Consider the following 26,964-nt stretch of genomic DNA (forward strand, 5'->3'; position numbering starts at 1 on the left):
GTGATTTTGTATGAACCAGACGAAAGTGCAAGTCGAAGGTGTCCTGCTCTCAGACCCATTTCCGTACAACAGCTTTGAAGAGGGCCAGGAGATCTATCTCGCGAAGTTCTGTCCGAACGAACCGTTGAAAGTGTTGGAAGGCAGCCATGTGCAAGAGCTCTTCCTCCACCTCGGGCTCAAACTGCCTACGGGACTGACCGAAGGCCAGCGAGTATCGGTAGTCGGTGCGCTCACTGAACGCAGGATGGTGACGCGCTCAGGAAAAGTCAGCCGCAGCGGCGTGTTTCAGATCATCGTAGAGGATCTTCAGCCCGCGAAAACGGAGTAGGAGGACGAGCAAATGAAATTCGAGGCAAAAGCAAAAACCCTGTTGGACGAACTGGTGGCACCGTTCCCGTTCCTGATGCGCGCGATGGCGAAAAAGATGATCGAAGGCAAAGTGGCGGACGAGGCGAACAAAGCTGGTCACACGGAAGCGACCGTCGATGACGTCGTGCGCGGTTACATCGTCATGGGTCTGGCTCGTGGCAACGATGTGGAGAAAATCAAATCGTCGCTCGTCGGCAAAGTCGAGGACGTTTCCAAGTACGACGACATGTTCGTACAGGCGTAATTTGCAAAAAGAGCAGGACCGGATGCGGTCCTGCTCTTTTTTTTCTGCCCATAAAGGGGTACACTAGAAAAGAATTCTAATGCAGCAGGAGGAAACGACACGTGGAATATACGAAACAATCGAAGGAACTCTTGGACGAGCTGTTGAGCCCGATCCCATTCATGGTACGCCCGATGGCGAAAAAGATGATCGAGAAGCAGATCTTCGCGGAAGCACAAAAGGCCGGCCACAGCACAGTGGACGACGAGGATGTGCTGCGCGGCTACATCATCGCAGGTGCAAAAAAAGAAGCGGATCGCGATCGCATGAAAAAGTTTTTGACCGACAAAGGGTACGACCTCGCACAGTACGAGGAACTGTTTGTCGAAGCATAAAAAGGAGCACAAGCCGCATGCGGCTTGTGCTCTTTTTTTGTTGCCGGTTAGCGGGTGTCCACGTTCCAGTACGGGTTGCCGTTGAAACCGAAGCCGCGGACTTGGACGAAACGGGAGTCAAAGCCCGGACGGACGAGGATGAACCCACGGCTGTGCGAGACATCGAGACGTTCCGTTTTGCCATCGCGGTAGTCGACTTGAATCGTATCGATGAACGGGTTGTAGACACGACCTGCCAGCACGCCATAGCCGTTGTTGATCCCGCTGTTCGGCGGGATGGCGCGCACGACGACGAGGTCTTGGGACGGATCGGACACGGTGAGCGGCCAATGTGCTTGATAGAGCACGATCGAGCCGTCGGCGCGGCGTCCGGCAAAAGCGAGACCGTCGTTGTTGGGGATGGTATAGAGAACATAAGTGCCGTTGGGTGTGTCCTTGGTGTCGAGGATGCGGAAGTCTTTTTGGGACGTGGTCGGCACGGTGAGCGTGCGGAACAGTTCCACTTCGAAGGACTTGAGATCGGTGCTGCGCAAGGGGGAGGTGAGGCCCCCGTTTTGAACTTGTTGGATCTTGGCTCCTTGCTGTACATCCGAGTTTTTGCCGCAGCCGGACAACGCGACGCTCACGGTGAGCAGGGCGGCGAACAGGAGCTTCGAGAGGCGTGCGAACTTCATGACAACCCTCCTCCTTTTGTCGATAGTGTGCCCGGAATGTATGGAGCAAATCCTGCGTGCGTGTCGTTGTTTGCAAGAACCTCTGCTCGATGTGCTGAATAGGCTAGGTATTGTCTTCGTTGAATGTCGAGAGGGAGGCTACTAGATGAACGATCAATCGAATCTGGGAAACTATGGACTTTGGTATTATCCTGTGGCTTTACCGATGGAGACCATCGTTCGAGGACAGGTCTCTCAAAATCTACTCGAAAATGTAGCCAAAGCAACCAACGCTGAATACAATGCCATCCGCGCCTATGAAGCGTTGGTACAACTTGCACCGAACAAGGAGTTCGCGGGTATCATCACCAACATCAGAAATGACGAGATCGCTCACTTTCGGAACTTTTCACAGATTTTCTCCGTCCTGACCAAAGGGCGACAACCTCAACTTACCTCGAATCCACTTCCGACGAATTTCAGAGTCGGTGTGGAGGAATCGATTCGAGACGAATTGGAAGATTCGAAGTTTTACCAAGAGACCACAAAGTTCACAACCGATCAGAGAATCCTAACGACCTTGCGAGATGCATCCGCAGACGAAGCACGCCATGCAACTTGGTTCTCGTACATCTGGAGTAGGACTCCGTAGTCCATTTCGCAAAAAGACAAGCCTTCTCTCATCTGAAGACTTTCGTGAAAAAAACAACCATCTGCACATGCAGACGGTTGTTTTTTTCTTGCAGATTGTGTTTTAGAATCTCATTCCACGCAGGCGGGATACGCGCTCCTGAATCGGGGGATGGGTGGAGAACAGGCTGGTGAGCCCGGAACCTTTGAACGGAAACACGATCATCAAGTGTGAGGTCGAAGGTTGCATTCCGATTGGCGGGATGTGGTGCGCCGCTTGTTCGAGTTTGACCAAGGCGTTGGCGAGAGCGTGCGGGTTGCCGCAGATCTGAGCACCTAGCGCGTCGGCTTTGTACTCGCGGGAACGGGAGATCGCCATCTGGATCAGCAGCGCGGCAATCGGGCCGACGATCATCATGACGAGGGTACCGACGATCCCGAGCGGGTTGTCCTCGTCGTCACGTGAGCCGCCCAACAGCATCGTCCATTGCAGGGCATTCGAGATCCATGTGATCGCCCCGGCAAAAATGGCGGCGAGCGTGGAGATCAGCACGTCGCGGTTTTTGATATGCGCGAGTTCGTGTGCGAGGACGCCTTCCAGCTCCTCCGGTGAGAGGATTTGCAGGATGCCTTCGGTAACCGCGACTGCGGAGTTTGCAGGGTTTCTTCCTGTTGCGAACGCGTTCGGCTGCGGGCTTGGTTGCAAGTACAATTTCGGCATCGGAAGCCCGGCGTTTTGGGTCAATCGGTACATAATATGGAACAGTTGCGGCGCTTCTTGCTCAGACAGTTCGCGGGAACGAGTCATGCGAATCGCGATGGAAGCGGAGAACCAGTACGAGAAAAAGTTGATGCCGATGGCCATCAGCAGGAACAACGTCGCTCCGCCACGCCCGCCGATCAGAGAACCCATCAGAACCATCAGCACTGTCAGCAACGCCATCAGAAACCAGGTCTTCAAGGTGTTCATGTAGTTCGTTCAGCTCCTTATTTGATTCGATACAGATAGGTTGTTCATCCTGTTATACGCAGCACCTCGGGAAAAGTTTCACCGACGTACAAAATTTGTTCTTAGATAAGAACTATCCTATAATTAGAGAAGCAACTCAGATCGGATAGAGGAGCAATCTACGATGAGCCAAGACGCCAAGCAAGTTTCTCGTGAAGAAGAAAGGAACTTGCAATCTGTTTCCCGAGCTGTGAGAACCCCGCAAACATCCAGCAGGATGTCCCCGCTCACTCAACTGCATTCCTTACAAAAAACGATTGGCAATCAAGCGACCACGCGCATGCTACAAACCATGCAGGCGTCCCAGATGAAGCGCAACGCACAAGCATACGCGCCGATCCAAAGGATGCCGATCAAAGACCTTCCCAAAGAATTCGGGACTTTATATGGTTCTACCGGGATCAAGATGTCGGGAGAACTGATGTTATTTAAAAAATGGCTTGCTGGTTTGGTGGAGGAAAAGTTCGACAAAAACGTTGTCGATTTCATCGACGATGATGCGTTTACAAGCGAGACATTGGCCGACTACTTCGCTCAATACCAAGTCTTCAAATCGTCAGTCGGACCCGAGTTGAAAAACAACAAAAAAGCAGATGTGCCAGTACCGCAAGGCATGTACTTGGTGGCCAGCCAATCCGAACTGGAAGCGGGACTCTATACAGACGGGGCTTCCCCTTGTGTCATCGTCGGGTTTCACCTGAAGATGGACGACACGGGGGATGGAGACATTTTGGCGATTGCACACTTTGACAGCGAGTCAGACCCTGGGATGTTTGACGAAATGTATGAAGCTGTGAAGGCGAGAGCAGGCGATGTGATCGACTCGGAGCCTGTGACCAAGATCTACGTGGCTGGAGGCGCCGGCAAGAAAAGTGAACAGGCACAGAGCGGACTCGCAGGATACCAACTGTTTACCGCGATAGCTGCGCTGGCCGATGCAGTTGCTTCCCAAATCAACAATGTCCAAGTCATCAAAAGGCGTTCCTTAGATGGCAAAGAAATCGGTGCCAGAATCGATGCATCGGGTGGTATGAAACGATTCAACAATTCAGCAATCGATCATACGAAACCTGAAGACTTGCAGGACCTCAATGCTCTGCATGCAGCAAAGTTCCTGTTAGACAACGGCAAGATGTTAAAGAATTCGGATGAGCAAGACGTCTCCTCTGGGGTTAACAATAAAAAAGCCATCGAAGACTCCGTAGCCATTGTGGATGCGCAACATGCACAACAAGAAGAGGAATAGTTGAACAAGCGGCAACTCTCTCTCGTTTGTTTCAATCAACCTGTTTCGCTATACTAAGGAGTGTCGATACATAGAGGAGGTTTCCCCATGCTGGACTTTCAATTGCATATGCCGACCCGGATCGTTTTCGGGCGTGGAGAAGTAGAAAAAGTCGGAGCAGAGGCGGCTCGCATCGCGGGCAAGGTCCTGCTGGTAACTGGACGGACAGCAACCCGCAAAACGGGCGTCCTGCAACGCGTGTTGGATTCGCTGGCAATGGCGGGTGTGGAAGTTGTTGTATTTGACCGCATCGAACCGAACCCGCGCACACACACCGTGGACGAGGGCGGTCGCATCGCCCGCGAGGAAAACTGCGGGCTGGTCATCGGCCTCGGCGGCGGTTCGGCGATGGACGCGGCGAAGGCGATCGCGGCAGTCGCCATCTCGGGCATCCCAAGCCATGAATACATCTCTGGCAACCAAACGGGTCGCTGGATGGAGCTCTTGCCTGTCAACGAAGCGCTGCCGATCATGACCGTCCCGACGCTCGCTGCCACCGGTTCGGAAGCGAACAGCGGCGGTGTGCTCACACACGAACCAACCAAGGAAAAAGGCGGCGTCGGCGGCCCGGCCCTCTACCCGAGAGTCGCGATCATCGACCCGGAATTGACCTTCACCGTCGCCCCGGACTATACGGCAGACGGCGCGGTCGATATGTTTACACACTTGTACGAGTCCTACCTGACCGGCGCCGAGGACGCACATGTCCAAGACCACATCTCCGAAGGTCTGATGCGCGCGGCTGTCGAGTGGGGTCCGGTCGCCTACAAGGAACCGGAGAACTACGAAGCCCGCGCTGCACTCATGTGGGCATCGACCGTCGCGCTGATCGGCATCCCGAACGGAGGCCGTGGTGGTGCATTCCCTGTGCATGCGATGGAGCACACCCTGTCGGCGTGGTTTGACATCTCGCACGGACGCGGTCTCGCGATCCTCGCACCGGCGTACTTCCGCATCGTTGCCGCCGATCGTCCGCATCGCATCGCCCGTCTGGGCCGCCATGTGTTTGGCGTACAGGAAGCGGATGACCGCGTAGCTGCGGAGAAAACGATCAAAGCGATGATCGACTGGTTCAAGTCGATGGACGTCTACCTCAAACTGTCCGGCGTCGGCATCGACCGCGAATCGCTTGCCCCGATGGCGGCAGATGCTGTTCGCGTCGGCGGTCGTGGCGCTGGTTTCATCGCGGCAACGCGCAATCTGGAAGTTCAAGATGTGCTGAAGATCTACGAAGAGAGTTTCTAAGCGACATCCCGACCTGCCAAAAAACCTCACGCATCCCTGCGTGAGGTTTTTGAATATGTTATAATAATCAGAAAAGAGGGGGAGTTCACGCATGGAAAACCTGTCCTTCCTTGAAAAATACAAACAAGATCACACCCACCGCATGAACAAAATCACGCACGCCTTTGGAATTCCGATGATCGTCGTGTCGTTGCCGCTCGTGTTCTGGGATTGGAAGTGGGCGCTGGCCCTGTTCGTGGTGGGCTGGATTCTCCAGTTCATCGGTCACGCGTTTGAAGGCAATGCGCCATCCTTTTTCCGCAACCCAGTCTACCTGCTCGTCGGCCCGATGTGGATCGTCAAGCGTGTCGTCGGGTTCGCCACAGGCAAACCTTTGAAGTAGCAAGCAAAAAGAGACTCCGACACGCCTGTGGCGTGCGGAGTCTTTTTTTCTAGTAAGCTCTAGATACCCGAGATCTGCACCAGTTCGATCTCCAGTTTCTGCAAGGCGTCGTCCAACACCTCATGGGCGGACAGTTCGGTGACGCCACCGCCTTGGGCGAGGGTCGGGGAACCGCCGCCCTTGCCGTTGATCAGCGGGAGCACCGACTTGAGCACGTTGCTCATGTCGAGTCCGACCGCTGTGCCACGGGAGAAGACCAGTTGCAACTTCGCACCGGCGGAGACGAGCAGGACCACTACAGACGGTTCGAGTTCTGCCATGCGTTGCGCGAGGCGTTGCAGCTCTTGCATCGGGCGCTCCTCAAAGGTGCGGGCGACGAGCAGGATGCCGCGCTTGGAGAGGGCGGCATCGAGCCACGTCTCCGCTTCGGCAAACAGGAACTGTTGCTTCATGTCTTGCAATGAGCGCTCCAGTTCCTTGCGCTCCGTGAGCAGGCGTTCGATCTTGTCGGGCAGTTCTCCTTCACCGCTGGTCAGGTGGCGGGAGAGTTGGCGGAGGATCTGTTGCTTTTCGGTCATCGCCTTCAACGTGCGCCATCCACAGACGAATTGGATGCGGACATTGCCTTTGTAGCGCTCGTAGCCGAGCAGTTTGATCGGGCCGACTTCCCCGGTGCGCGCCGGATGGGTGCCACCGCACGGACTGTAATCGAAGTCGCGGATGGTGACGATGCGGATGTTCTCCGTCACGCTCGGAGCCTTGCGCAACGGCAGCGCTGCCAATTCCTCTGGGGCGACAAAGCGTGCATCGATCGGACGGTTTTCGAAAACAATCCGATTCGCAAGCGCCTCGACAGCTTCGATGATCACGGGCGAGAGGTCGGGCAGAGCGATGTCCACCGTCACAACTTCACGACCGAGATGAAAGCCGACGGTCGCCCCGTTGTACAATTCCTCAAAAGCGGCGGAGAGGATGTGCTGACCGGTATGCTGCTGCATATGGTCGAAGCGGCGCTCCCACTCGATCTCGCCCTCAACCGTCGTGCCGACCGGCAGAGTTTCGAGATCGACACCTCGTGCCAGACGGTGCCGAACCTGACCCGCTACCTCCTCCACGTCCACGACGTGCAGGCCGTTCAGCGTACCTTGGTCTGACGGTTGCCCGCCGCCAGTCGGATAGTAGGCGGTGCGATCCAGTACGACATAAGGCATACCGTTCGCATCAACGCCCGACTCGGTCACCGTTGCCGTGAATCTGCGCAGGTACGGGTCGTCGTAATACAGTTTGCCAGTCATAGGTAAGGGTCCTCCCTTGAGTCCTGGTCTACTTGTTCATCACAGGGGTCAAAATTCCGCAGGCTGCGATGCGCCGCACCACTTCTTGCAACCGTTCGACCGGTTGTACGAGCGCGATGCGCACATACCCCTCGCCTTGTTCGCCAAACGCTTGGCCTGGAATCATCACGACACCGGCCGACTCGACGAGGCGCAGGCAGAACTCCATCGACGAAATGTCGCTGTACGGCAGTTTCGCCCACACGAACATCGTCGCTTTGGGCTTGTCGACCACCCAACCGAGTTCCGCTAGACCGTCCACCAGCGCGTCACGGCGCTCTTGGTACACGCTGGACATCTCGCGCGTGTAGGACTGATCGCCAGACAAGGCCACCGTCGCCGCCGTCTGCACAGCACCGAACACACCGTAGTCGATGTTCGACTTCAGGGTGGCCAACGCTTTTACCACATCCGCATTCCCTGCGAGGAAACCGATGCGGCACCCGGCCATCGAGAAACTTTTGGACAGCGAGTGGAACTCCACCGCCACGTCCTTCGCCCCTGGAATCTCCAGAATCGACATCGGGCGGTAGTCGTCGAACGCCAACTCCGAGTACGCGAGGTCGTGAACCAGCACGATCTCGTGCTTTTTGCAGAACTCGATCGCTTCACGATATACGCTTTCATCGGCCACCGCCGGAATCGGGTTGCCCGGATAGGAGATCAGCATCATCTTCGCCCGCTTCGCCACCTCTGCTGGAATCGCAGCGAAGTCGGGGAGGAAGTTGTTTTTCGCCAACAACGGGAGCGGTGCGATCTCGACGGATGCGAGGTGAAGCCCTGCCGCGTACACCGGATAGGACGGATCGGGAATCAACGCCAGATCGCCCGGATTCATCAGGGCTGCCGGGAGATGCGAGAGTCCGTCCTGTGAACCCATCAGCGTCAACACTTCGGTCGCCGGATCGAGTTCCACGCCGTTAAACCGCTTTTTGAACCATTCAGAAAACGCGGTGCGCAAGGTCGGGAATCCTTGTTGATGCGCGTACCCATAGGTGTTGGGCTGGAGAACGGCATCTGCCAACGCTTGGCGCACATGGTCGGGCGGAGGCAGGTCGGGTGAGCCGATGCCGAGATCGATCACATCGATGCCTTGCCCCATCAGTCGGTGCTTGTGATTCGCCATTTCTGTGAAGATCGAAGACGTGAGGAATTTGAGTTTATCTGCGTAGTTCATAGTTGTCAGTAGGCCTCCTGCTCGTAGATCTTGAGTTCGATTCGGGCCGCGTTTATGGTACGATGAGGAGCAGTGAACCGATACAACGCAGCGGAGTTAACTCCTCCAGTTTATCATAGAAAGGAAACGATAAGAAATGAATGATGTCGTTCGATATGAAGCTTTTCCGATGGAAGGACTCGCGATCCTGCGCATCGACCGCCCAGATGCAAGCAACGCCGTGAGCACAGCGGTCATGGAAGGACTCGCCCAAGGCTTGCAACGCGTGCGGGACGATCAATCAATTCGAGCTTTGATCTTGACCGGGACAGGCTCCCGCGTCTTTATCTCCGGCGGCGATCTGAAGGAATTCCATTCCGACCTGCAATCTGAGCCACAAGTCTATGAAAAAATGTCGCAGATGCGCCATGTGCTTCACCAGATCGCGACTTTCCCGAAGCCGGTCATCGCAGCGGTCAATGGGGCCGCACGCGGGGGTGGTGGGGAAGTGGCGGCGGCCTGTCACTTCCGAATCGGTTCGGAGACCTCGACGATCGGCTTCATCCAAGTCAAACTCGGCATCGCACCTGGTTGGGGCGGCGGCGTGTTGCTGCAGCAGGTGGTCGGACGTCAGCAAGCCTTGCGGATGATGCTCACAGGCGAAGTGATCAACGCTGAACGAGCGCGCGAGATCGGCTTTTTTGACGAGGTCGTTCCTGCGGGAGATGTGCTGGAAGCGGCAAAAGTGTTCGCAGGCCAGATCGCCGCGAACTCCGCGCAGGCGGTGCAAGGGGTGCTGGAGTTGATGCGAGCGTCGGAAACTCTGCCACTCGCGGATGCGATGGAGCGGGAAACGTCGCTGTGCGCGAAGTTGTGGATGACCCCGGAGCATGATGCGGCGGTGGCCGCTTTTCTGAATCGGAAAAAGGGGTGAGCGGATGAGCTCAGGGATTTTCACGCTGGCGGAGCAGTTGCAGGGATTGAACGCCACCTTGCACGACCAGCGCCGCGCACGCGTCTCAAACAACAGCCTGCGTGCCGCGCTGGAGACCTCCGTCGGTGAATTCTGCCAAGCCCGCCGTCTGCGCGAGGTGGAAACGCAAGCGCTGTTCGGCGGGCGTTCGCTCGTCGGCGTGGACGGTTCGGTCGGTCAAGTCGGTGGCAACTATCCGTATACGTTGCACCTGTTCAAATCGCTCGCCAAATCAACCCTGCCTGATCGCGAGGGGCAGACAGCGGTGGAAAAAGTGGAGCTGTTGTCTCCACTTTTGCCCGAGCACTACCGCGAGATTCAAGCATTTCTGGAAGCGCGCAAACAGGAGATCCAGCAAGGGATTCAATCGGGTGGCGCGATCGACGAACCGGCCCGCCTCAACGATCTCGCCGAACAGCAAGCCTACTTCATGCTCGCTGACCAACGGATGGTTGAACTGGAATTGCGTGCGGCTATCGAAGCGATCCAACGCTTCCGCCCGTATCTCGTGTTGATGGACGGCGGGTTCTCACGCTTGAAAGGCAAGGGTGGCGAGCTGTGGGAGGAATTCGAAGACCTCGCGCTGGCGATGAACACGGTGGTCGTCGGTGTGATCGAGGAAGTCGGCTCCTACCGCTTGCAGTCGCGATTGGGCAACGACGTGCTGCAAGGGTTTGCCCGTGGTCACGACCGCGAGATTCTGTTTGGCACGCTCAACCAAGGCGAGTGGCTGAAGACCAGTCTCGAACGCCCGATCAAAAACGAGTTTTACACCGTGTTCACACGACTCTCCGATCTGCCACAAGCGGGCGCCTGTGACTTCCTGCGCCAACAAGCGGACGCAGTTGACGATGTGATCAATTTCATCTATACCATCACCCCGGACAAGTCACGCGGGATTCCGCTCTGGCTCGACCTCGTCGACGCCGAAGTGCGCCTGACGAAAAAGCAGATCGACTTGATCGTGAAGACCAACGTGGACGTGGAGAACATCGAGTCGTTCCTGCGCGCCCAACGGGACAGGAGGGACTTCTAAGCCATGCAGATCGTCGGACAAACGACCCAGCTCGAAGCGTGGGTGGCTTCGCGTACACGCAAGTTACACATTAACGAAATTCTGATCATCGAAGACCGCGAGCAACGCCAGCCCAAGGCCGAAGTGATTGAGACGATGACGTTCAACCGCTACATCCCGCTCGCCTCTGAGCAGAGCAACCTCGTGGATACTTCCGTGATGGAAGGTTTGCGCGCGGTGGGCTTCGACATCGAGGATGAGGAGGTCCACCTCGGCAAACTGCGCCTATTAGAAGAACTTCAGACCCCGATACAAGTCGGAGCTGCGGTGCGCGTGCCGAAATTTGCAGAGGTGGAGGACCTGCTGATCAAACGCAAGCCGCACGAAGGGTTGACGCTCGGCGTGATCCAAGGTTCTGCCGAGATCGCCAAGGACATGCCAGAGTCTCTGCACAACGTCGCCTTGCTTTTCGACAAGGAATCTGGCGTTCGCGAGCAGGGCGGTGTGCCGTTTGTGTTCGACTACCGCTCGATGGACCAGTATCCGCACATCGGAATCTTTGGCGGATCGGGTTCCGGGAAATCGTTCGGCCTGCGGGTATTATTAGAAGAGATCATGATGAAGCAAGTGCCGGCGGTCGTATTTGACCCGCACTTTGAGCTGACTTTTGACCAAGAGTTCCCCGATCTGCCCGACCACTTCCGTCAGAGTTTTAAAAAGCGTTTCGTGACCCTCGACGCTGGCGAAGACATCGGGATCGAGTTTTCCGAATTGATTGCGGACGACATCGTCTCGCTGCTGCGGGCCTCGTCAGGGAGCATCACCGACGCGATGGAGACGGCGATCAAAGTCCTGCACAAAAAGGCGGACAGCTTCCTGTCCTACTCCACGCGCATGGCGAACCTCGCAGAAGCGCTAGACAATGAAAAGGAAATCCGCGAGCAATCCCGCGACGAGTATCTCCACCCCAACGACAAGGAACGGGTCAAACTCCTCAATGACTTGCTGGTCAAGTACAAGGACAAAGTCGGCGGTTTCTCCGGCACCTTGCGCTCCGTCCTGCGCCGTCTGACGCGCTTGGAGATGGAGGGAGTCTTCACCAGTGCGGGCACCAAACTCGTCGAGGAAGCTTTTGCGAAAAGGCAACTGGTCGTCATCCGGGGCTCGATGTACTTCTTGAACGTGTTCGCGTTCTACGTCGTGCGCAAACTCTATCGCAAGCGCCGCGACTACCGCGACTCGATCCAAAAAGGCCGCCCGGTTGAAGAAAAGTTCCCGCCGTTCGTGATCATCACCGATGAAGCGCACAACTTCGCGCCCAAAGGCGATGTCCCGGCACCGGCCAAGGGCGTTTTGAAGGAGATCGCGCAGGAAGGGCGGAAGTACGGGGTCTTCCTCGTGTTTGCGACCCAGCGCCCCGCGCTTTTGGACGACACGATCACGGCGCAGCTCTCGACCAAGATGGTGTTCCGCACCGTGCGTTCTGTCGACATCTCCGTTATTAAGGAAGAGACCGACATCACGGCGGAGGAAGCCAACCGCCTCCCGTACCTGTCGTCCGGGACGGCGTTCATCTCGTCTGCGATCACAGGTCGTACCACCGCCGTGCGCATCCGCGTCTCGAAAACAACCTCGCCACACTTCAAAAATCCATTTGAAGAGTTGGAGGAAGGGTTCGCGGAACAGGATGAAAAAGTCTGGGAAGCCGTCCTGCCCTCGCTCCCGATCGATGCCGCCAACCTCAACGCCTACCTCACCGAAGTCGGGCGCAAAGTCGGCCGCCTGCTCTCCTTCGACGAGTTGGAGAAGACCTTGGAAGACTTTGTTGACCAAGGCAAACTGATCAAAGTCAGCACGCCATTTGGTTCGCGCTACAGCAAGGCTTAGAACTAGGCCTTGGCAGATAAAAAAAGCTCTCCGACACACGAGTGTCGGAGAGCTTTTTGCGTTGGAGATTGGTGGGTAGGTCTATCGATAGCTGAACTCGTACATCGTCTCACCTGAATTTGCATCGACCACGAAAACTTTTTCATGGTGTGTCGTGCCGTCTGCTGCTGGGAAATCCATTCCGCTGAAGGAGATCAGGTAGACCGGAACTTGCTTCACACCTTGGAGTAGATTGGGGTTCTTGGTCAGGGCATCCGGTTTGATCTGACCCGGTTTCGTGTCGGTGAGCACTTGGTACTCGACCTCGATTTTCTTGTACCCTTGGAGATCGCTTTTGATGAACTCCACAGGCCCGCGCATCGGTGTCGCCGCGTCTGTCGTCGGTTGTTCCAGCAAGAGATTCGGGAGTTTGCTCAGGTCGTGCTGGGTGTTCGCCGGGCCTTTGACGAACTCCACTTCGGAGTAGAACGGCTGGTAGCCATACGATCCATAAATCACGAACATCATCAGAATCGCCAGCCCGATGATCCACTTGCTGCGTTTGCTCATCTTCATCTATATCGCCTCGTTTTCTAATCCATTGGAGAATTCAGCCCTTCTAATTCTAGTAGAATCTGCGCCAAGATGCAATTCCGAAACTTGTCAACCTCTATGCAAATTTAAAATAAAGTTGTAACTTAAAGATAGATAGGTAGATTTTAAAAATAGGGAGGTCAACGTAATGAAGGCTACCAAGAAAAAAATCACCGCCTTGGTCGCAATCGCGGCCGTCAGCACCACCGCCTGGATGATCCCTGCCACCCCGGCATCTGCGGCGCCGTCCTCGCCCGTCATCCTGTTCCCTGGCATCGGAGGTTCGCAACTGTGGGGCATCCCGAACGGGTACAACAATGACAGCGGCAACGGTTCGGACATCGTCTGGGTAGACAAAGCAGCCGACCATTTCTCGCTCGACGTGCTGGTCAATGACGAGGAACTGAAGTACAACCTCGAACTGAAACACGCGACCACCGGAAGCGTCACCGACGTCGTTCCGACGCACAGCGATGTTCGCGTCTGGCCGCTGACCGACAATTATGGACTGAACGGCATCACGCATCTCGACGCTGATAACTGGGATGTAACCGCTTACTTCAACCACATGATCGACCGTTTCGCAGCCGATGGCTACGTGCCGGGCAAGACGTTGTTTGGCTTCCCGCATGACTGGCGCCAAGACTACGACAAGTCGTTCGACAGCATCACGCAGAAAATCAACCAAGCGCTCGCTGCATCGGGGGCTTCCACGGTCGACATCGTGGCGCATTCCCAAGGTGGCATGCTGATGAAAAGCTACCTGCTCGCCCACCCGGAGATGGCTCCGAAAATCAACCACTACGTCACGATGGGCACCCCGTTCCTCGGAGCGGCGCTGGCAGCCCGTGCGACGTCCTCCAAACTCGGCGGCTACAATTTCTCGTTGTCCGGCTTGGTCGACAACGCCACCGGCTACACGATCGCCAAAACCGCGCCGGCAGTCTACCACCTCGCACCGTCCTATCGCTATGAGCAACTGATGTTCTCCACCTATGGCCGCGGCACGATCAACTCTGCGAGCAACCCGGCCTACACGCCGCTCAATGCCAGCCAAGGCTACTACACCCAACTGCGCAACTTCGAAACAGACAAGGCGCTGTTCGACTACTCCTCGCAAAAACACAACGCGTGGGACACGACCGCACCGAGCGTGCAACGCTACCACATCGTCTCGGACAGCGTGAGCACCGAAGCGGCGTACAACTACAGCTACTGCTCCTCCTGCTGGTTCAGCGATCCGAACCAAGTCGATTACATCATGAAAGCGGGCGACGGCACCGTGCCGTTGATCTCCGCACAGAATCCGGGCAACACCAGCGGTCAGATCTACTACGTACACAGCGGTTCCCAAGGGGCTGCCGTCGACCACATGGGTCTCGTCAAGGATGACAACGTCATCTCCAAAGTCATCTCGATTCTCCACGGCTACCCGAGCGCTCCGGTGGCGGGCATCGATTCCACGCCGAATACCGCGCTGAACAACAAATCGCTCACCTCCTACTCGCTGACCGCCGCACCGCAAGAACTCAACGGCACGTTCACCGTCACCGACTCCGCAGGGCGCAAGGAGAAGATCACCTTCCTCGAAGGCAAGTACATCTCCGAAGGTCCCAAGACCGGCGTGCTGATCCGCACGGGTGAAGTCACCGACGAGCACACCGGCAAGCAGCTGCTGAACGTTCAATTGATGCTTCCGACCGAACTGGCCTCCGATATCGAGTTCGTTGCCGCAGAAGATTCCGCTGTCTCGCTGCGCACCTACGAAACGGGCGCAGAAGGTGTTAAAAACAAGCAAGACCTCGGCACATACGCACACAACCAAAAGCAATCGCTCAAGATCAAACACCGCAACGGCAAAGCCAACATCCAACACTAAGCGGCAAAAAAGCTCCCGACCGTTCGCGATCGGGGGCTTTTTTTACCAAAATTTGAAGGTATACTAGAAGAGATAGATACATAGGAGGAGGACTACAAGACATGGCGAGCGCACACGAGATCGATTATAAAATTTACGGGGATGACATGCAATTCGTCGAGATTGAACTGGACCCGCAGGAGAGCGTCATCGCCGAAGCTGGCAGCTTGATGATGATGGAGGATGGCATCCAGATGGAGACGATTTTTGGCGACGGCTCCGGGCAGGGGGGCAAGGGCTTGATGGGCAAGCTGTTCGGCGCGGGCAAACGCCTGCTGACCGGGGAGAGCTTGTTCATGACCGTCTTCACCTCCACTCGCCCAGGCAAAAACCACGTGTCGTTTGCCGCACCGTATCCGGGCAAGATCATCCCGATGGATCTCTCCGCGATGGGCGGAAAAGTGATCTGTCAAAAAGATGCCTTCCTCTGCGCGGCGAAGGGCGTTTCCGTCGGCATCGAATTCCAACGCAAGCTGGGCGTCGGATTCTTTGGCGGTGAAGGTTTCATCATGCAGAAGCTCGAAGGCGATGGCCTTGCTTTTGTCCATGCTGGCGGCACGATCTACGAGCGCCAACTGAATCCGGGCGAGCTGTTGCGCATCGACACCGGCTGTGTGGTCGCGTTTGAACAGTCGGTCAGCTATGACATCGAATTCGTCGGTGGTGTGAAGACGGCGCTGTTCGGCGGGGAGGGCTTGTTCTTCGCCACCTTGCGCGGTCCGGGCCGCGTCTGGGTGCAATCGCTTCCGTTCTCCCGCCTCGCCTCTCGCGTCTTCGCCGCAGCTCCGAAAAACGGGGGCAGCCGTGACGAGGGCAGCATCCTCGGCGGGTTGGGCAGACTGTTAGACTAAGCCTACATGGCGTGCTGTGTTTGGAAAAAGGAGCCTTCCCAACAAGGCTCCTTTTTTATGCTAAGATAGGGTTGCATCCGAATGGAGGGTATCTCAATGTATACATATGAATTGGTTGTGCGTTTCAACGATTGCGATGCTTTGGGGCATGTGAACAATGCGACCTACTACACCTTTTTCGAGGAGGCGCGTGGGGAGTTGTTCCGCATCTTCAACCCGGACTTGAACATCCGCAACTGGAATTTGATCGTCGCGTCGAACGCCTGTGATTTCCTGCGAGAAGCGGTGTACGCGCAGAAACTCACCGTCCTCACGTGGATCGGAAAAATCGGCGGCTCCAGCTTCGTGGTGGAACAGGCGCTCCAAGACGAGCAGGGGAATTGGGTCGCACGCGGCAAGGCTACATTGCTCGGCTTTGATTTTGAACACCACCAAGCCCTTCCGTTGTCAGCGGAACAACGCCAACAACTGGAGCAACATCGCGAAGGCCCGGTGGGTGTGCCCGCACTTCGTTCGTAATTGCATAGGGTATAAAAAAAGGGGAATCCATCGGGTTCTCCTTTTTTGTCGTTCTCTAGGAGAAATGTACAGGAAGTCTTATTTCCTACGAATACCTATTGTTTACCAAATAACCTTGTATATTCCCATATAGGCTTCTATCATGAATTAATAACAATGGAAACATGAGTATATCTTCATTATATTACAAAGGCTTTAAAGTTGAAAATTGATTCCAAACGAGGTGTCTGTTTTGAGTGACAAGGTTGCAGTGTTGTTCCCCGGTCAGGGAGCGTATTACGGTGGAGTTTTTCATGAACTCTCCTCTGCGTATCCGCAAATCCAAGCGGTGTTCGCAGAGATCGAACAGGTCGCAGTGGACAAGCTCGGCCAATCGATCTCCGAGCTTCTCTTTGCGGAGAACAAACTTGAACTCCCTGACTTCTTAGAGCGCCATCCAGACTTGTTGCAGATGGCGTTGTATGGCATCGGCGTCGCCAGTTACAAGCTGCTGGAGGCGCAAGGCTTCCGACCTGAAGTGATGATCGGCCACAGTTTCGGGGAGATCGCAGCGCTGGTCTGCGCCGGAGCTTACACGATACGCCAAGGGGCGGAGATCGTGTGTCATCGCATCCACGCCTTGCAACAGTTGGGGCATGTCCAAGGTTCGATGCTGGCGTTGTCCACAGACCTGCAACGCGTCGAGCATCTGCTCGGCTTGCTCCGCGAGCCGAACGCGGTGGTGTCTGTGTTGAATCATCCCGGTCAGATCGTCGTTTCCGGGCCGGACGATCGGATTCGTGTGCTGAAGGACGTCTGCAAGGCGGTGAACATCTCGACCGTGCTCCTCAAATCACCCTATCCGTTCCACAACCCGATGTTGGCACCGGCGGTGGAGGAGTTTGCACGTCGCTTGAAGCAGATCGAGCAGGCACCGTTGCAGGTGCCAGTCTATTCTCCGATTCTAGGTCGGACGTACAGCGATGAGGATGATCTGGGCGCATGTCTCGCGGAGCACTTCGTCCGCCCTGTGAATTTCTCGGCGGGAATCCGTGGCGCGTTCGAAGCGGGTGTTCGGGTGTTCGTCGAGTGCGGGGCGAGGGATGCCTTGTGCAAAGCGACCCATACGATTTTAAAGGGGGAGGAAGGATTCGTGACGATTCCTTTGTTGCAAAACGGTGTAGGAGAAAAAATTTCGTTGGCACACGCGGAGGGAATTCTGCGTGACCGTGGACTGTTGGCCGCCAACTTGCTCGATCAATTCTGGGCCTCGCATGGCGCGCAGATTCAGAACTACATTCATCAAGAGCTGCTGACGTTCCTGAACCAACAGGTTGGCACGTTGGGAGAAGTGGCGGTTGCGGGGACTCGTGAGGACGTACAGGAAGTGCAGGTAGTACAGGAAGTCCACGCACCTGCTGTCGCCAAGCCGCAACGCCAGCAAGTGTATCAAGAACTGGTTGCGTTTTACGCAGAAGCATTGGAGTACCCGGAAGAGGTGTTCACGGAGGATGTGGCCTTGGAAGCGGAACTGGGTGTGGACTCTGTGAAACAGACTGAACTGATGGCGCGTGTCAGCGAGCAGTACAACTTGCCGCCGCGCCCCTCCGACTTCCGCCTGAGCGATTACCCGACGATGGGACAGATCGCGGCGTATGTCTATGAAAAGTTGCCAGACGGTGCTCCGGCAGACGTTTCCGACACGGCTCCGTCTGGATCTGTTACGACCTTAGCACCCACAGCACCTGATGCACCCGCAACGCCCGCAGCACCTGCTCGCGAGCAATTGTTCGGGCAGCTCGTCTCGCTCTACGCCGAAGCGTTGGAATACCCGGAGGAAGTTTTCACCGAAGATGTGGCGTTGGAAGCCGAACTCGGAGTGGACTCTGTGAAACAAACCGAACTGATGGCGCGCGTCAGTGAGCAATACAACTTGCCGCCGCGCCAAGCCGACTTCCGCTTGAGCGATTACCCGACGATGGGGCAGATCACCGACTTTGTACACTCGATGATGACCAAGGAGGTCGCGCGAGTATGAACGATTTGAAAGGCAAACTGGCGCTGGTCACCGGTGGTGCCAAGGGCGTGGGCAAGATCATCGCCAAACGTCTCGTCGAACAAAACGCACACGTCATCCTCAACTATTTCCACTCCCTCGATGCCGCTAAACAAACCAAAGCCGAGCTGGAAGCGATGGGTGCCCGAGTCGACCTGATCCGCGCATCTGTCGCGATCCAAGACCAAGTGGATCGCATGTTCGACCAGATCGAAGCGGAGTATGGGTACCTCGACATCCTCGTGAACAACGCAGCCTCAGGCGTTTTTGCAGATGTTGAGCACACGGACGAGGCCGCTTTTGACCGCGCCTTGGATACCAATTTGAAGGGGAGTTTCTGGTGTGCCCGCCGTGCGGCCGCTCTGATGAAGAAGCGCGGGGGAGGTTCGATCGTCAACCTGTCCTCGATCGGCTCCTCACAGGTCGCCGCCGACTATCTCACCGTCGGCACCTCGAAGGCGGCGCTGGAGTCGCTAACCCGCTACCTCGCCTACGAGTTCGGCCAGCAGAACATCCGCGTCAACACGGCGTCCGCCAACATGCTGGACAACGATGTGGCGCGACGTTTCCCTGCGTATGAAGAGATGTACCGCCGCGTCGTCGAAGCGACCCCGTTAGGCCGCATCGGCACAGAGGAGGACTTGGCAGACCTCGCGATGTTCCTGCTCTCGGAACAGTCCCGCTTCATGACCGGGCAGATGCTGTTGGTCGATGGTGGCATGTCGCTGGGCGGATCGATTTTGGCACCGCGTCTGCAACCGGAGTTGCCCAAAACGGAACCGGCCGCACCGGCAGACCTCGACGAAGACTGCGCGGACATCGCGATCGTCGGGATGGGCTTGGTCGTGCCTGGCGCGCAGAATCCAGAGGAGTTCTGGGATGTGCTCACCGAAGGCCCGGACCTGTTCCGCTACATCCCGCGCGACCGTTGGGAGAACAATTCCTTCTACTCCAGCGATGCGACCGCCGAGGACAAAACGTATCAGAACACCTCTGGCTTCATTACCGATTTCGTACCCGACACCAACACCGAACTGACGACCTTTTGGCTTCGTCATTCGCTGCAACAATCGCTGGAGGGCGTCAAGCTGCAAGCGGATGACAAGTTTTCATTTGTCGTGGGGTACACCCCGGATGGCAACCAGAACCTCGAAGAGTCGATGATCATCAACAGCACCCTTCATCACCTCAACCAGATCGTCGAAGAGATGGAGGCCACTCCGGCGGAAAAACAGGCGATCTTGGAACAAGCGAGCAAAGCGCTGCAAAAAGAATTTGCCCGCGGTGCCGTTCCCGTCTCCGAACTCCTGCCGCATCGCGTCGGCCACAACGCCATGCGCGATGTGTTGCCAGAAGACACGGAATTGACGTTGGTGGACACCGCCTGCTCCTCGTCGCTGTATGCCGTTGACATCGGCATCAAAGGTCTGCTGACTGGCGAGCACGATGTGGCCGTCTGCGGGGGGGCGTTCGCCTTGGGTCCGCGCAGTTCCGTCCTGTTTGCCAAATTGCATGGGTTGTCGACCAGCGGCCAAGTGCGCCCGCTCGACAAAGCGGCAGATGGCGTGCTGTTCTCCGACGGGGCAGGCGTCGTCGTCTTGAAAAAACTGAATCGTGCGAAACGCGATGGCGATCGCATCCTCGGCGTGGTCAAAGCGTTCGGCGCATCCTCCGACGGCAAAGGCAAAGCGATCTACGCCCCGAGCCCGGACGGTCAAGGGCTGGCGATCGAGCGAGCACTTGCCCAACCCGCCGTGGAATTGGACAACGTCGATTGGGTCATCGCCCATGCGACAGGCACGCCGGCGGGCGACTTGACCGAATTCACGGCGTTGCGCAACAAACTGAGCGCCGACCATCCGATCTACGTCACCTCCAACAAGTCGCTGATCGGACACACCGGCTGGGCCGCAGGGGTCGTGTCCTTGATCCAAGTGCTGATGAGTCTGCAAAAAGGCGTGATCACGCCCCAGCACCGCTTCGACACGCCGCCTGATCTGTTCGGCATCGAATCGTCCAACCTGACGATTCCGAAGTCTCCAGTCGTCTGGGAATCCAAAGGATCGAAACCGCGCACCGCCGCGATCTCCGGATTTGGCTTTGGCGGGACCAATGCGCACTTGGTGGTCGAGGAGTACCGCCCGGACACGCAATCCACGCCCGCGCCCAAACTCGATGAGAGCGACCGCATCGCCATCGTCGGCTGGGCCGCACATGTGCCCGGACTGGATTCCTCCCAAGAGATCACGCAGTGGCTGAAGGGTGCTGGGAAGTTTCCACAAGCAACGTTTGGCGAGTTCTACCCCGAACCGTCGTTCCAAAAAGTCCGCATGCCACCGCGCACTGTCCGCACGATCGACCGCTGCCAACTGATGATCTTGGAATGCTCGCACAACCTGCGCGACCAACTCGGGGAATTCTGGGATGGCAACAAAACATCCACCGGCGTGATCATGGGTCACATGGGCTTGACCCGACATTCGACGTTGTACGGCTCGCGTGTCTACCTCGATGATGTCGTGCGCGTGCTGCGTGAACATGTCGAATCCAGACTGCTGGAGGAGAGCATCGACGGATTGCGCCGCGAAGTGAAACGCTTGGTGATCTCCTCCAACGAGGACTCGTTCCCCGGCATCATGCCCAATGTCATCCCGGCACGGGTGGCGAACTACTTTGACTTGAAGGGCTTGAACATGGCGATCGACACCGGGTTCGAATCTTCCTTCAGCGCCTTGGAAGTGGCGTGTCGCTACTTGCGCAGTCACGAACTGAACATGGCGCTGGTCGGTGGACTGCACGGCAACACCACACCGGAAAACATCCAAGCGATCCGTGAACTCCTGCACAATCCGAGCTTGGAGATCGCGGAAGGTTGCTTTATGTTCGCCCTCGTCCGCGAATCCACCGCCGTCGCAGGAGGTCTCCCAGTGCTGGGCTTCCTCGAGGATGGAAAAGCGTCCGAGACCACCAAGGCCACGGACGTCGAATGTGGCATCAGCGGAGCGAACACCAACTACATGGGAGCAGAGGGTGCGCTCGGCCTCCTCAAAGCCTTGATCCAACGCCAACCGGAGACGACCGTCGTCTGCAAAACGGAAGAGGGCGAGCGTGCCAAAACGCTGCGCTTGACCGTCCCCCACCCGCCGTCTGATCAGCCCAAACAGACACGCGTCCCGGATGCGTTTTTCAAAACCGACGAGTGGGCGCCGGGACAAGCCTTGGAATTGGAACGCCACGTCGCTACACTCGCACCGGTCACAGGGACTGTCGTGCGCGCCGGACAGTCCTTCCTCTCGCCAGACACGCTGGTGATCACCGACCGTCCTGAGTTGATGACCGCCTATGCAGACCGTGCGGTCATCCTCTCGTCAGAACCAGCAACGACCGGCATCCACCACCTCCCGGAGATCACGCAGGAAGCAGTTCAAGCCTTCCTGTCGCAACTGGGACGTAGCTTCAAGCACATCCGCGTCGTCAGCGATCTCAACCTGTCTGCGCCAGTCCCAGACTGCCTCTCCGAAGCGCCGACGCGTCTGCTCAAGCTGCATGATCTGAGCTTCCTCGTGCTCAAGTGTTGCTTCGATGCCTTGGCAGAGGACGGGAGTTCCTACCTGACCCTGCTGCTCAATTCATCGCCGAGCGGTGTCCTGCACCCGTACAGCGGACTCTTCGGCGGATTGACCAAGAGCGCCGCGTTGGAGCTCCCGAACAGCGTGATCCTGCTGGTGCAAACCGATGATGCAAACGTACAAGACGGCATGGCAAAAGCGGAGCAGGAGAGCCGCTACGCACAACTCCTGCCCCTCGTCGCGTACCAAGACGGCGTCCGCAAAACCACAGTCGTCGAACAGGTCGCAGGTGTGCTCCCAGCAGACGGTCTCGCCACGATCGACGAGTCTTCGTTGGTCGTCGCCACCGCCGGTGCGCGTGGCATCACGGCCGAACTGCTGAAGGCGGTCGCCCAGCACTTCCGCCCGACCCTGTACATCATCGGGCGCAACTCGCTCGATCAATACCCGGAGCACGTGTTCCAAGGCACAGAGGCAGAGTTTGCCGCCCGCCGCAAGGACTACCTCCGCGAGCACAAAGCGGCCCATCCGCAGAAAACGCTCGGCCAGTTGAACAAGGAATTCGACCGCATGGCCGAAGCCCGCTCAGCGCGGCAGAACCTGCAAGCGATGATCGCCCACTGCGGTTCGGAAAAAGTTCGCTACATCGCCTGCGATGTCACGAACCGCGCAGACCTCACCCGTGCGTTCGAGATCATCCACCGTGAACAAAAGCGTCCGATCGATCTGCTGATCAACGCCGCAGGACTCAACCGTTCGGCGGCAACCCCAGTCAAACAACTGGGAGACTTCCGCGCCATCCGCGACATCAAGATCCAAGGCTACCTCAACCTCAAGCATGTGCTGAAAAACCACCCGCCGCGCCTGTGGTGCAACTTCGGGTCATTCATCGGGCTGACCGGGCAACTGGGCGAAACCGACTATGCGTCGGCGAACAACTTCCTCTCCACGGCAGCATCCTTCGTTTCGCAGACCCAAGGCAACGACGAGTTCACGATCGGTTGGACGCTGTGGAAAAGCGTCGGTCTAGGTGCCAACCCGCTGACCAAGTCCTTTTTGGAAAAAAGCGCGCTGTTCACCAGCATGTGTACAGAGGAGGGCATCCACCACTTCATCCGCGAGATCTCGCTGGCGCAACGGGCATCGGAGACGTTCCACCTCGGCACAGCGGAGAAAAACGCGATCACTCGCGTCATCCCGGACTTTTTCCAAGGTCGTGTCGCGCCGACGAAGGCAGCAGTACCCACGCATTCCTTCTACCTCGACCGCGAACTCAGCCGCACCTCGAAGGAGGTCGTTTTTGAACGGGTGTTCGATCTGGAGAAGGACGCCTATCTCCGCCATCATGTCGTCAATGGATTTGCAACATTGCCGGGCACGTTCGTCCCGGAGATTGCGGCCGAAGCAGCACTAGCGCTGTACCCGGAGCAGCAGGTCATCGCGTTCGAGGATGTGGTCTTCCATCACTTCCTGCGCGTGTACGACAAGTCCAAACCGAGCACCAAGAAAATCAAAGCGACGATCCTCGAACAGACACCGCACCAAACCAAGGTGCAAGTGCTGGTGCTCACCGACATCGTGGCCCCGAATGGCACGGTGCTGGTGCGAGACAAGTTGCACTTTGAAGCCAAAGTGATTCTGAGTGGCGAAGTCCCGCCTGCGCCGCACTGGTCGCATTGGGACTCGCGTGGAGAGCAGTTCATCCCAGACCCGTACCATTTCCCGAAAGCGCCCGTGCTGCTGACCGACATGTTCGTCTCGACGACCAACACGCGTCAGCATCCGCTTGGCAAACGCGCAACCTACGAACTGGGCGTGGAGTCGAACGATCCGGTGTTCTCCTCGTTCCTGATCCCCAGCATCATGCTGGACGGACTGGCTCGCGTGGCGGTGCTCGGCTATGTGGAAGGGGAGTACCTGCCGTTGGCGGCACCAGCTCGCATCCGCCGAATCGATATGTACGAGACGGGCAGCGACTGTCATTTCGCTGAGAAATATGCGTCGATCGAACTGTATGCCACCCCGCGCAACATCGACTTGGAGCAGGATAGCAGCAACCGCTTTGTGGCGGTGAATCCCGAAGGCAAGATCATTTTCCAGATGCACGACGTGACCGGGACGGTTTTGGGGTATTGCCACAGCGTCAGTGGTGACTTCCTGCAACAGCTCCCCACTTCGCACAGCGTCTCCTAAACCATCGACAGGAGGTCCAACATGACCGCAAACACCAAATTGGTACCACCAGGACCGGTCGAACGATCGGTGCTAGGCAGTTTGACCAAATTTCGTCGCAACCCGTCCCATCTGATGGTGCAGTACTGGCAGGAGCATGGGGAGCTGTACCGCATGCGTCTGGGCCCGTACTGGGTGTACGTTCCGACACACCCGGACCACGTGAAGCACGTGATGGTCGACAACCTGCGAAACTACAGCCGCGGGAAGTTTTTCAAAAACTTTGAACGGTTTATCGGAAAAGGGTTGGTGGCGATCGAAGGCGATGAGTGGGCCAAGCACCGCCGGATCATCCAACCCACGTTCCACCGTGGCTCCGTCGGCAATTTTGGCGAGATTCACACCGCTGGGGCGACCGAACTCGTCCAGCGTTGGGACGAGCATGCGGCGGCAGGCGAGACCTTTGACGCGGCCTATGAGCTATTCGCGATGGTGCTCAGCACGTTCGGAAGGACCTTTTACAACATGGATCTGAGCGTCTACGCGGAGCAGTTCATCCCCGGCTCGCATGAAGGGATGTTGCAACTGATCCAGAACGTTCTGATTCCAGAATGGGTGCCGACTGCCAAAAACCGCGAGTTCAAATCCATCCGCAACTTGCTCGATGACATCGTCGCTCGCATCGTGGACGATCATCGCCAAGGGCTGTGTGGCGATCATGATCTCGTTTCCACGATGTTGAAAAGTTATGACGAAGGCCAGATGACCCTCGACCAAGTTCATGATGAAGTGCTGACACTGCTCGTGGTGGGCACGGACACGACGACGGCGGCCTTGTCGTGGGCGCTGTACTGCTTGACGATGTACGGCGAGGAGCGCAAACGTCTAGAGGAGGAAGTGGACCGCGTCTTGAACGGGCGCGTGCCAACCGTGGCTGACCTCGCGTCCCTGCCGTACACGATGATGTTCCTGAAGGAAGTGCTGCGCCTGTACCCGCCGGTCTGGATCTTGACCCGCGACCCGATCAGCGATGATGAGATCGCTGGCTATCACATCCCGGCTGGCTCCACCGTCATGACGTGCCCGTATCTCGTACACCGCAACCCAGAATTCTGGGAGAATCCCGAAGCGTTCGTGCCAGAGCGGTTCCTGCCAGAGTTGGAAGAGAAGCGTCACCGCTACGCCTACATCCCGTTCGGTGCTGGCCAGCATCAGTGTGTCGGCATGCACTCGTCGCTGCAACAGATGCACATCACGATGGCGATGATCATCCAGAAGTTCAAAGTCGAATTGGCCCCCAGCGGCAGCGTCATCCCTTCGGCTGGCCTGACCATGCATCCGGCAGACGGTGTGCGCGTGAAACTGACCCCGCGGGGAACAACCCACTAAGGAGTGATCGAACATGACGACACCACAACCAAAAGTTCTCCGCGAACCACCTGGCCCCGTTACGCGCTCCATCCTTGGCAACCTCAACGAGTTTCGCCGTGATCCGCACGCACTGATGATCTCCGCGTGGCAACAATACGGTGACTTTGTGCGCTTCCGCTTCGGCAATGTCAACGCGTACCTGCCCGCGCACCCGGATTACATCAAGCACGTGTTGGTCGATAACCACAAAAATTATGCGCGAGGACGTCTGTACAAGACGTTCGAGCGCTTTTTCGGCAAAGGTCTGCTGACCAACGAAGGCGAGTCTTGGATGAAAAACCGGCGGATGCTCCAGCCGGAGTTCCAACAGGAGGCCGTCCTGCAACATACCCAGATCATCACAGAGAGCGCGACGGCGATGCTTGAGAACTGGCGCGTGAAGGCGGATCGAGATGAAGTGGTCGATGGCCACAAAGAGATGGTCGGGCTGGTGCTCCGTCAGTTGGGACGCTCTGTGTTCAGTCTCGATCTGAGTTCGTATGCGGACGAGGTCGTACCGATCATCCAAGCGGGCGTTTCCACGATCATCCGCGACATCGGTTCCGCCAACGAACTGACGCCGAAATGGTTGCCTACGCCGTACAACAAGCGCACGCGCCAAATCAACCAAGCGATTCACAGCATCATCAACCGTGTGATCGAGGAGCACAAGCAGGGGTTGCACGGGGACAACGACCTCGTCTCCCTGCTGCTCAAGGAACAGGCGGAGAACAACCTGAACCAGCGACAAGTGTTCGACGAAGTGACCACCGTCTTTTTGGCGGGGCATGACACGACGGCGGCCGCGTTTGCATGGTTGCTCTACATCTTGGGCTCGCGTCCGGATGTGCGGGAACGCTTGGAGGAAGAAGTGGAGCGCGTGCTGAGCGGTCGCATCCCGACGGCGGAGGACGTCAACCTGCTCCTCTACACGCGGATGGTCGTGATGGAAACGCTGCGCCTCTATCCGCCCGTGTGGGGCTTCCCGCGCGATGCGATCGCAGACGATGAGATCGGCGGCTTCCAGATCAAGGGCGGTTCCTCGATGATCGTCTCCCCGTATGTCGTACACCGACACCCGGAGTTCTGGGACAGCCCGATGAGCTTCAACCCCGAGCGCTTCCGTTCGGGCTGGGACAAGACGCAACATCGCCATGCCTACATCCCGTTTGGACACGGCCCGCGCCAGTGCATCGGCATGGGATTTGCCTTGCAACAGATGATGCTCTCACTCCCGATGATCGTGCAGCAATTCCGAGTGGAACTGGTGCCGACGACAGAGGTCGTCCCTGCCACGACGGCGATCATGCATCCACACGGTGGGCTGCGCATCAAAATCAAGCACAGAGACAGAGGGTGAA

General features: G+C 57.1%; 22 protein-coding genes. 17 read left to right on the top strand and 5 right to left on the bottom strand.

What is annotated here, in order from left to right:
* Nucleotides 1-10: 10 nt before the first annotated feature.
* The 3 genes from C7459_RS08805 (at nucleotide 11) to C7459_RS08815 (ending at nucleotide 987) form a co-directional block, all read left to right on the top strand.
* Nucleotides 11-328 carry a hypothetical protein gene (locus tag C7459_RS08805; RefSeq protein WP_109688467.1) on the top strand — a complete coding sequence of 106 codons (318 nt, stop codon included), beginning with the start codon at nucleotides 11-13 and terminating at the stop codon, nucleotides 326-328.
* 12 nt (nucleotides 329-340) lie between these two features.
* A complete protein-coding gene (locus C7459_RS08810) occupies nucleotides 341-613 on the top strand; it encodes a DUF2621 family protein (protein WP_109688468.1) in 273 nt (90 codons plus the stop codon).
* Between the two features lie 101 nt (nucleotides 614-714).
* The gene (locus C7459_RS08815; protein WP_109688469.1) at nucleotides 715-987 is read left to right on the top strand and encodes a DUF2621 family protein; all 273 of its coding nucleotides are present in this window, start codon (nucleotides 715-717) and stop codon (nucleotides 985-987) included.
* Nucleotides 988-1,034: 47 nt separating this feature from the next.
* Here C7459_RS08815 and C7459_RS08820 read toward each other — a convergent pair whose 3' ends face one another.
* A complete protein-coding gene (locus C7459_RS08820) occupies nucleotides 1,035-1,661 on the bottom strand; it encodes a hypothetical protein (protein ID WP_109688470.1) in 627 nt (208 codons plus the stop codon).
* A gap of 145 nt (nucleotides 1,662-1,806) precedes the next feature.
* On the opposite strand from C7459_RS08820, the gene C7459_RS08825 reads away from it, so the two are divergent.
* A complete protein-coding gene (locus tag C7459_RS08825; protein ID WP_109688471.1) occupies nucleotides 1,807-2,292 on the top strand; it encodes a ferritin-like domain-containing protein in 486 nt (161 codons plus the stop codon).
* A gap of 102 nt (nucleotides 2,293-2,394) precedes the next feature.
* Here the strand turns inward: C7459_RS08825 and C7459_RS08830 are convergent, their stop codons facing one another.
* Nucleotides 2,395-3,240 (bottom strand): zinc metalloprotease HtpX, encoded by an 846-nt coding sequence (locus tag C7459_RS08830; protein ID WP_109688472.1) that lies wholly within the window; start codon nucleotides 3,238-3,240, stop codon nucleotides 2,395-2,397.
* A gap of 163 nt (nucleotides 3,241-3,403) precedes the next feature.
* Here C7459_RS08830 and C7459_RS08835 point away from each other — a divergent pair, with 163 nt between their 5' ends.
* The 3 genes from C7459_RS08835 (at nucleotide 3,404) to C7459_RS08845 (ending at nucleotide 6,191) form a co-directional block, all read left to right on the top strand.
* The gene (locus C7459_RS08835) at nucleotides 3,404-4,525 is read left to right on the top strand and encodes a hypothetical protein (RefSeq protein ID WP_109688473.1); all 1,122 of its coding nucleotides are present in this window, start codon (nucleotides 3,404-3,406) and stop codon (nucleotides 4,523-4,525) included.
* Between the two features lie 87 nt (nucleotides 4,526-4,612).
* A complete protein-coding gene (locus C7459_RS08840) occupies nucleotides 4,613-5,809 on the top strand; it encodes an iron-containing alcohol dehydrogenase (protein WP_109688474.1) in 1,197 nt (398 codons plus the stop codon).
* 91 nt (nucleotides 5,810-5,900) lie between these two features.
* Nucleotides 5,901-6,191: an Mpo1-like protein gene (locus C7459_RS08845; RefSeq protein ID WP_109688475.1), complete on the top strand. Its 291-nt coding sequence runs from the start codon at nucleotides 5,901-5,903 to the stop codon at nucleotides 6,189-6,191.
* A 59-nt stretch (nucleotides 6,192-6,250) separates the two neighbouring features.
* On the opposite strand, the gene C7459_RS08850 is transcribed toward C7459_RS08845, so the two are convergent.
* Nucleotides 6,251-7,486: an alanyl-tRNA editing protein gene (locus tag C7459_RS08850; RefSeq protein WP_109688476.1), complete on the bottom strand. Its 1,236-nt coding sequence runs from the start codon at nucleotides 7,484-7,486 to the stop codon at nucleotides 6,251-6,253.
* Nucleotides 7,487-7,514: 28 nt separating this feature from the next.
* A complete protein-coding gene (locus tag C7459_RS08855; RefSeq protein ID WP_109688477.1) occupies nucleotides 7,515-8,702 on the bottom strand; it encodes an aminotransferase class I/II-fold pyridoxal phosphate-dependent enzyme in 1,188 nt (395 codons plus the stop codon).
* Between the two features lie 136 nt (nucleotides 8,703-8,838).
* On the opposite strand from C7459_RS08855, the gene C7459_RS08860 reads away from it, so the two are divergent.
* From C7459_RS08860 to C7459_RS08870, 3 genes are read left to right on the top strand one after another with little or no spacing between them, the layout of a single operon-like run.
* Complete coding sequence (locus C7459_RS08860) at nucleotides 8,839-9,615, top strand: enoyl-CoA hydratase/isomerase family protein (protein ID WP_109688478.1); 777 nt, start codon at nucleotides 8,839-8,841, stop codon at nucleotides 9,613-9,615.
* 4 nt (nucleotides 9,616-9,619) lie between these two features.
* The gene (locus tag C7459_RS08865; protein ID WP_109688479.1) at nucleotides 9,620-10,690 is read left to right on the top strand and encodes a DNA double-strand break repair nuclease NurA; all 1,071 of its coding nucleotides are present in this window, start codon (nucleotides 9,620-9,622) and stop codon (nucleotides 10,688-10,690) included.
* A 3-nt stretch (nucleotides 10,691-10,693) separates the two neighbouring features.
* Nucleotides 10,694-12,556: an ATP-binding protein gene (locus C7459_RS08870; RefSeq protein ID WP_109688480.1), complete on the top strand. Its 1,863-nt coding sequence runs from the start codon at nucleotides 10,694-10,696 to the stop codon at nucleotides 12,554-12,556.
* A gap of 81 nt (nucleotides 12,557-12,637) precedes the next feature.
* On the opposite strand, the gene C7459_RS08875 is transcribed toward C7459_RS08870, so the two are convergent.
* Nucleotides 12,638-13,111: a hypothetical protein gene (locus C7459_RS08875; protein ID WP_109688481.1), complete on the bottom strand. Its 474-nt coding sequence runs from the start codon at nucleotides 13,109-13,111 to the stop codon at nucleotides 12,638-12,640.
* A 166-nt stretch (nucleotides 13,112-13,277) separates the two neighbouring features.
* Between C7459_RS08875 and C7459_RS08880 the strand changes: the two genes are divergently transcribed.
* The 7 genes from C7459_RS08880 (at nucleotide 13,278) to C7459_RS08910 (ending at nucleotide 26,963) form a co-directional block, all read left to right on the top strand.
* Entirely contained in the window at nucleotides 13,278-15,008 is a 1,731-nt protein-coding gene (locus C7459_RS08880; protein WP_109688482.1) for a lipase/acyltransferase domain-containing protein, read from the top strand.
* Nucleotides 15,009-15,109: 101 nt separating this feature from the next.
* On the top strand, nucleotides 15,110-15,898 hold the full coding sequence (locus C7459_RS08885) for a TIGR00266 family protein (RefSeq protein WP_109688483.1): 789 nt from the start codon (nucleotides 15,110-15,112) through the stop codon (nucleotides 15,896-15,898).
* Nucleotides 15,899-15,994: 96 nt separating this feature from the next.
* Nucleotides 15,995-16,417: an acyl-CoA thioesterase gene (locus C7459_RS08890; protein ID WP_109688484.1), complete on the top strand. Its 423-nt coding sequence runs from the start codon at nucleotides 15,995-15,997 to the stop codon at nucleotides 16,415-16,417.
* A 232-nt stretch (nucleotides 16,418-16,649) separates the two neighbouring features.
* Nucleotides 16,650-18,434: an acyltransferase domain-containing protein gene (locus tag C7459_RS08895; RefSeq protein ID WP_170119372.1), complete on the top strand. Its 1,785-nt coding sequence runs from the start codon at nucleotides 16,650-16,652 to the stop codon at nucleotides 18,432-18,434.
* Nucleotides 18,431-24,214 carry an SDR family oxidoreductase gene (locus C7459_RS08900; protein ID WP_109688486.1) on the top strand — a complete coding sequence of 1,928 codons (5,784 nt, stop codon included), beginning with the start codon at nucleotides 18,431-18,433 and terminating at the stop codon, nucleotides 24,212-24,214. Before C7459_RS08895 ends, C7459_RS08900 begins: the two co-directional genes overlap by 4 nt.
* Nucleotides 24,215-24,235: 21 nt before the next feature.
* Nucleotides 24,236-25,582: a cytochrome P450 gene (locus tag C7459_RS08905; protein WP_109688487.1), complete on the top strand. Its 1,347-nt coding sequence runs from the start codon at nucleotides 24,236-24,238 to the stop codon at nucleotides 25,580-25,582.
* Nucleotides 25,583-25,595: 13 nt separating this feature from the next.
* Entirely contained in the window at nucleotides 25,596-26,963 is a 1,368-nt protein-coding gene (locus tag C7459_RS08910; protein WP_109688488.1) for a cytochrome P450, read from the top strand.
* The last annotated feature ends 1 nt before the right edge of the window (nucleotide 26,964 follow it).

It is taken from the genome of Tumebacillus permanentifrigoris (assembly GCF_003148565.1).
In the GTDB taxonomy this organism is placed as follows: domain Bacteria; phylum Bacillota; class Bacilli; order Tumebacillales; family Tumebacillaceae; genus Tumebacillus; species Tumebacillus permanentifrigoris.

What these genes read in the sequence shown, in the direction of transcription:
- C7459_RS08890 (WP_109688484.1), top strand. Translation starts at nt 15,995, where the DNA reads ATGTATACATATGAATTGGTTGTGCGTTTCAACGATTGCGATGCTTTG.
- C7459_RS08910 (WP_109688488.1), top strand. Translation starts at nt 25,596, where the DNA reads ATGACGACACCACAACCAAAAGTTCTCCGCGAACCACCTGGCCCCGTT.
- C7459_RS08905 (WP_109688487.1), top strand. Translation starts at nt 24,236, where the DNA reads ATGACCGCAAACACCAAATTGGTACCACCAGGACCGGTCGAACGATCG.
- C7459_RS08860 (WP_109688478.1), top strand. Translation starts at nt 8,839, where the DNA reads ATGAATGATGTCGTTCGATATGAAGCTTTTCCGATGGAAGGACTCGCG.
- C7459_RS08875 (WP_109688481.1), bottom strand. Translation starts at nt 13,111, where the DNA reads ATGAAGATGAGCAAACGCAGCAAGTGGATCATCGGGCTGGCGATTCTG.
- C7459_RS08820 (WP_109688470.1), bottom strand. Translation starts at nt 1,661, where the DNA reads ATGAAGTTCGCACGCCTCTCGAAGCTCCTGTTCGCCGCCCTGCTCACC.
- C7459_RS08805 (WP_109688467.1), top strand. Translation starts at nt 11, where the DNA reads ATGAACCAGACGAAAGTGCAAGTCGAAGGTGTCCTGCTCTCAGACCCA.
- C7459_RS08865 (WP_109688479.1), top strand. Translation starts at nt 9,620, where the DNA reads ATGAGCTCAGGGATTTTCACGCTGGCGGAGCAGTTGCAGGGATTGAAC.
- C7459_RS08900 (WP_109688486.1), top strand. Translation starts at nt 18,431, where the DNA reads ATGAACGATTTGAAAGGCAAACTGGCGCTGGTCACCGGTGGTGCCAAG.
- C7459_RS08830 (WP_109688472.1), bottom strand. Translation starts at nt 3,240, where the DNA reads ATGAACACCTTGAAGACCTGGTTTCTGATGGCGTTGCTGACAGTGCTG.
- C7459_RS08835 (WP_109688473.1), top strand. Translation starts at nt 3,404, where the DNA reads ATGAGCCAAGACGCCAAGCAAGTTTCTCGTGAAGAAGAAAGGAACTTG.
- C7459_RS08870 (WP_109688480.1), top strand. Translation starts at nt 10,694, where the DNA reads ATGCAGATCGTCGGACAAACGACCCAGCTCGAAGCGTGGGTGGCTTCG.
- C7459_RS08845 (WP_109688475.1), top strand. Translation starts at nt 5,901, where the DNA reads ATGGAAAACCTGTCCTTCCTTGAAAAATACAAACAAGATCACACCCAC.
- C7459_RS08810 (WP_109688468.1), top strand. Translation starts at nt 341, where the DNA reads ATGAAATTCGAGGCAAAAGCAAAAACCCTGTTGGACGAACTGGTGGCA.
- C7459_RS08885 (WP_109688483.1), top strand. Translation starts at nt 15,110, where the DNA reads ATGGCGAGCGCACACGAGATCGATTATAAAATTTACGGGGATGACATG.
- C7459_RS08880 (WP_109688482.1), top strand. Translation starts at nt 13,278, where the DNA reads ATGAAGGCTACCAAGAAAAAAATCACCGCCTTGGTCGCAATCGCGGCC.
- C7459_RS08855 (WP_109688477.1), bottom strand. Translation starts at nt 8,702, where the DNA reads ATGAACTACGCAGATAAACTCAAATTCCTCACGTCTTCGATCTTCACA.
- C7459_RS08850 (WP_109688476.1), bottom strand. Translation starts at nt 7,486, where the DNA reads ATGACTGGCAAACTGTATTACGACGACCCGTACCTGCGCAGATTCACG.
- C7459_RS08825 (WP_109688471.1), top strand. Translation starts at nt 1,807, where the DNA reads ATGAACGATCAATCGAATCTGGGAAACTATGGACTTTGGTATTATCCT.
- C7459_RS08840 (WP_109688474.1), top strand. Translation starts at nt 4,613, where the DNA reads ATGCTGGACTTTCAATTGCATATGCCGACCCGGATCGTTTTCGGGCGT.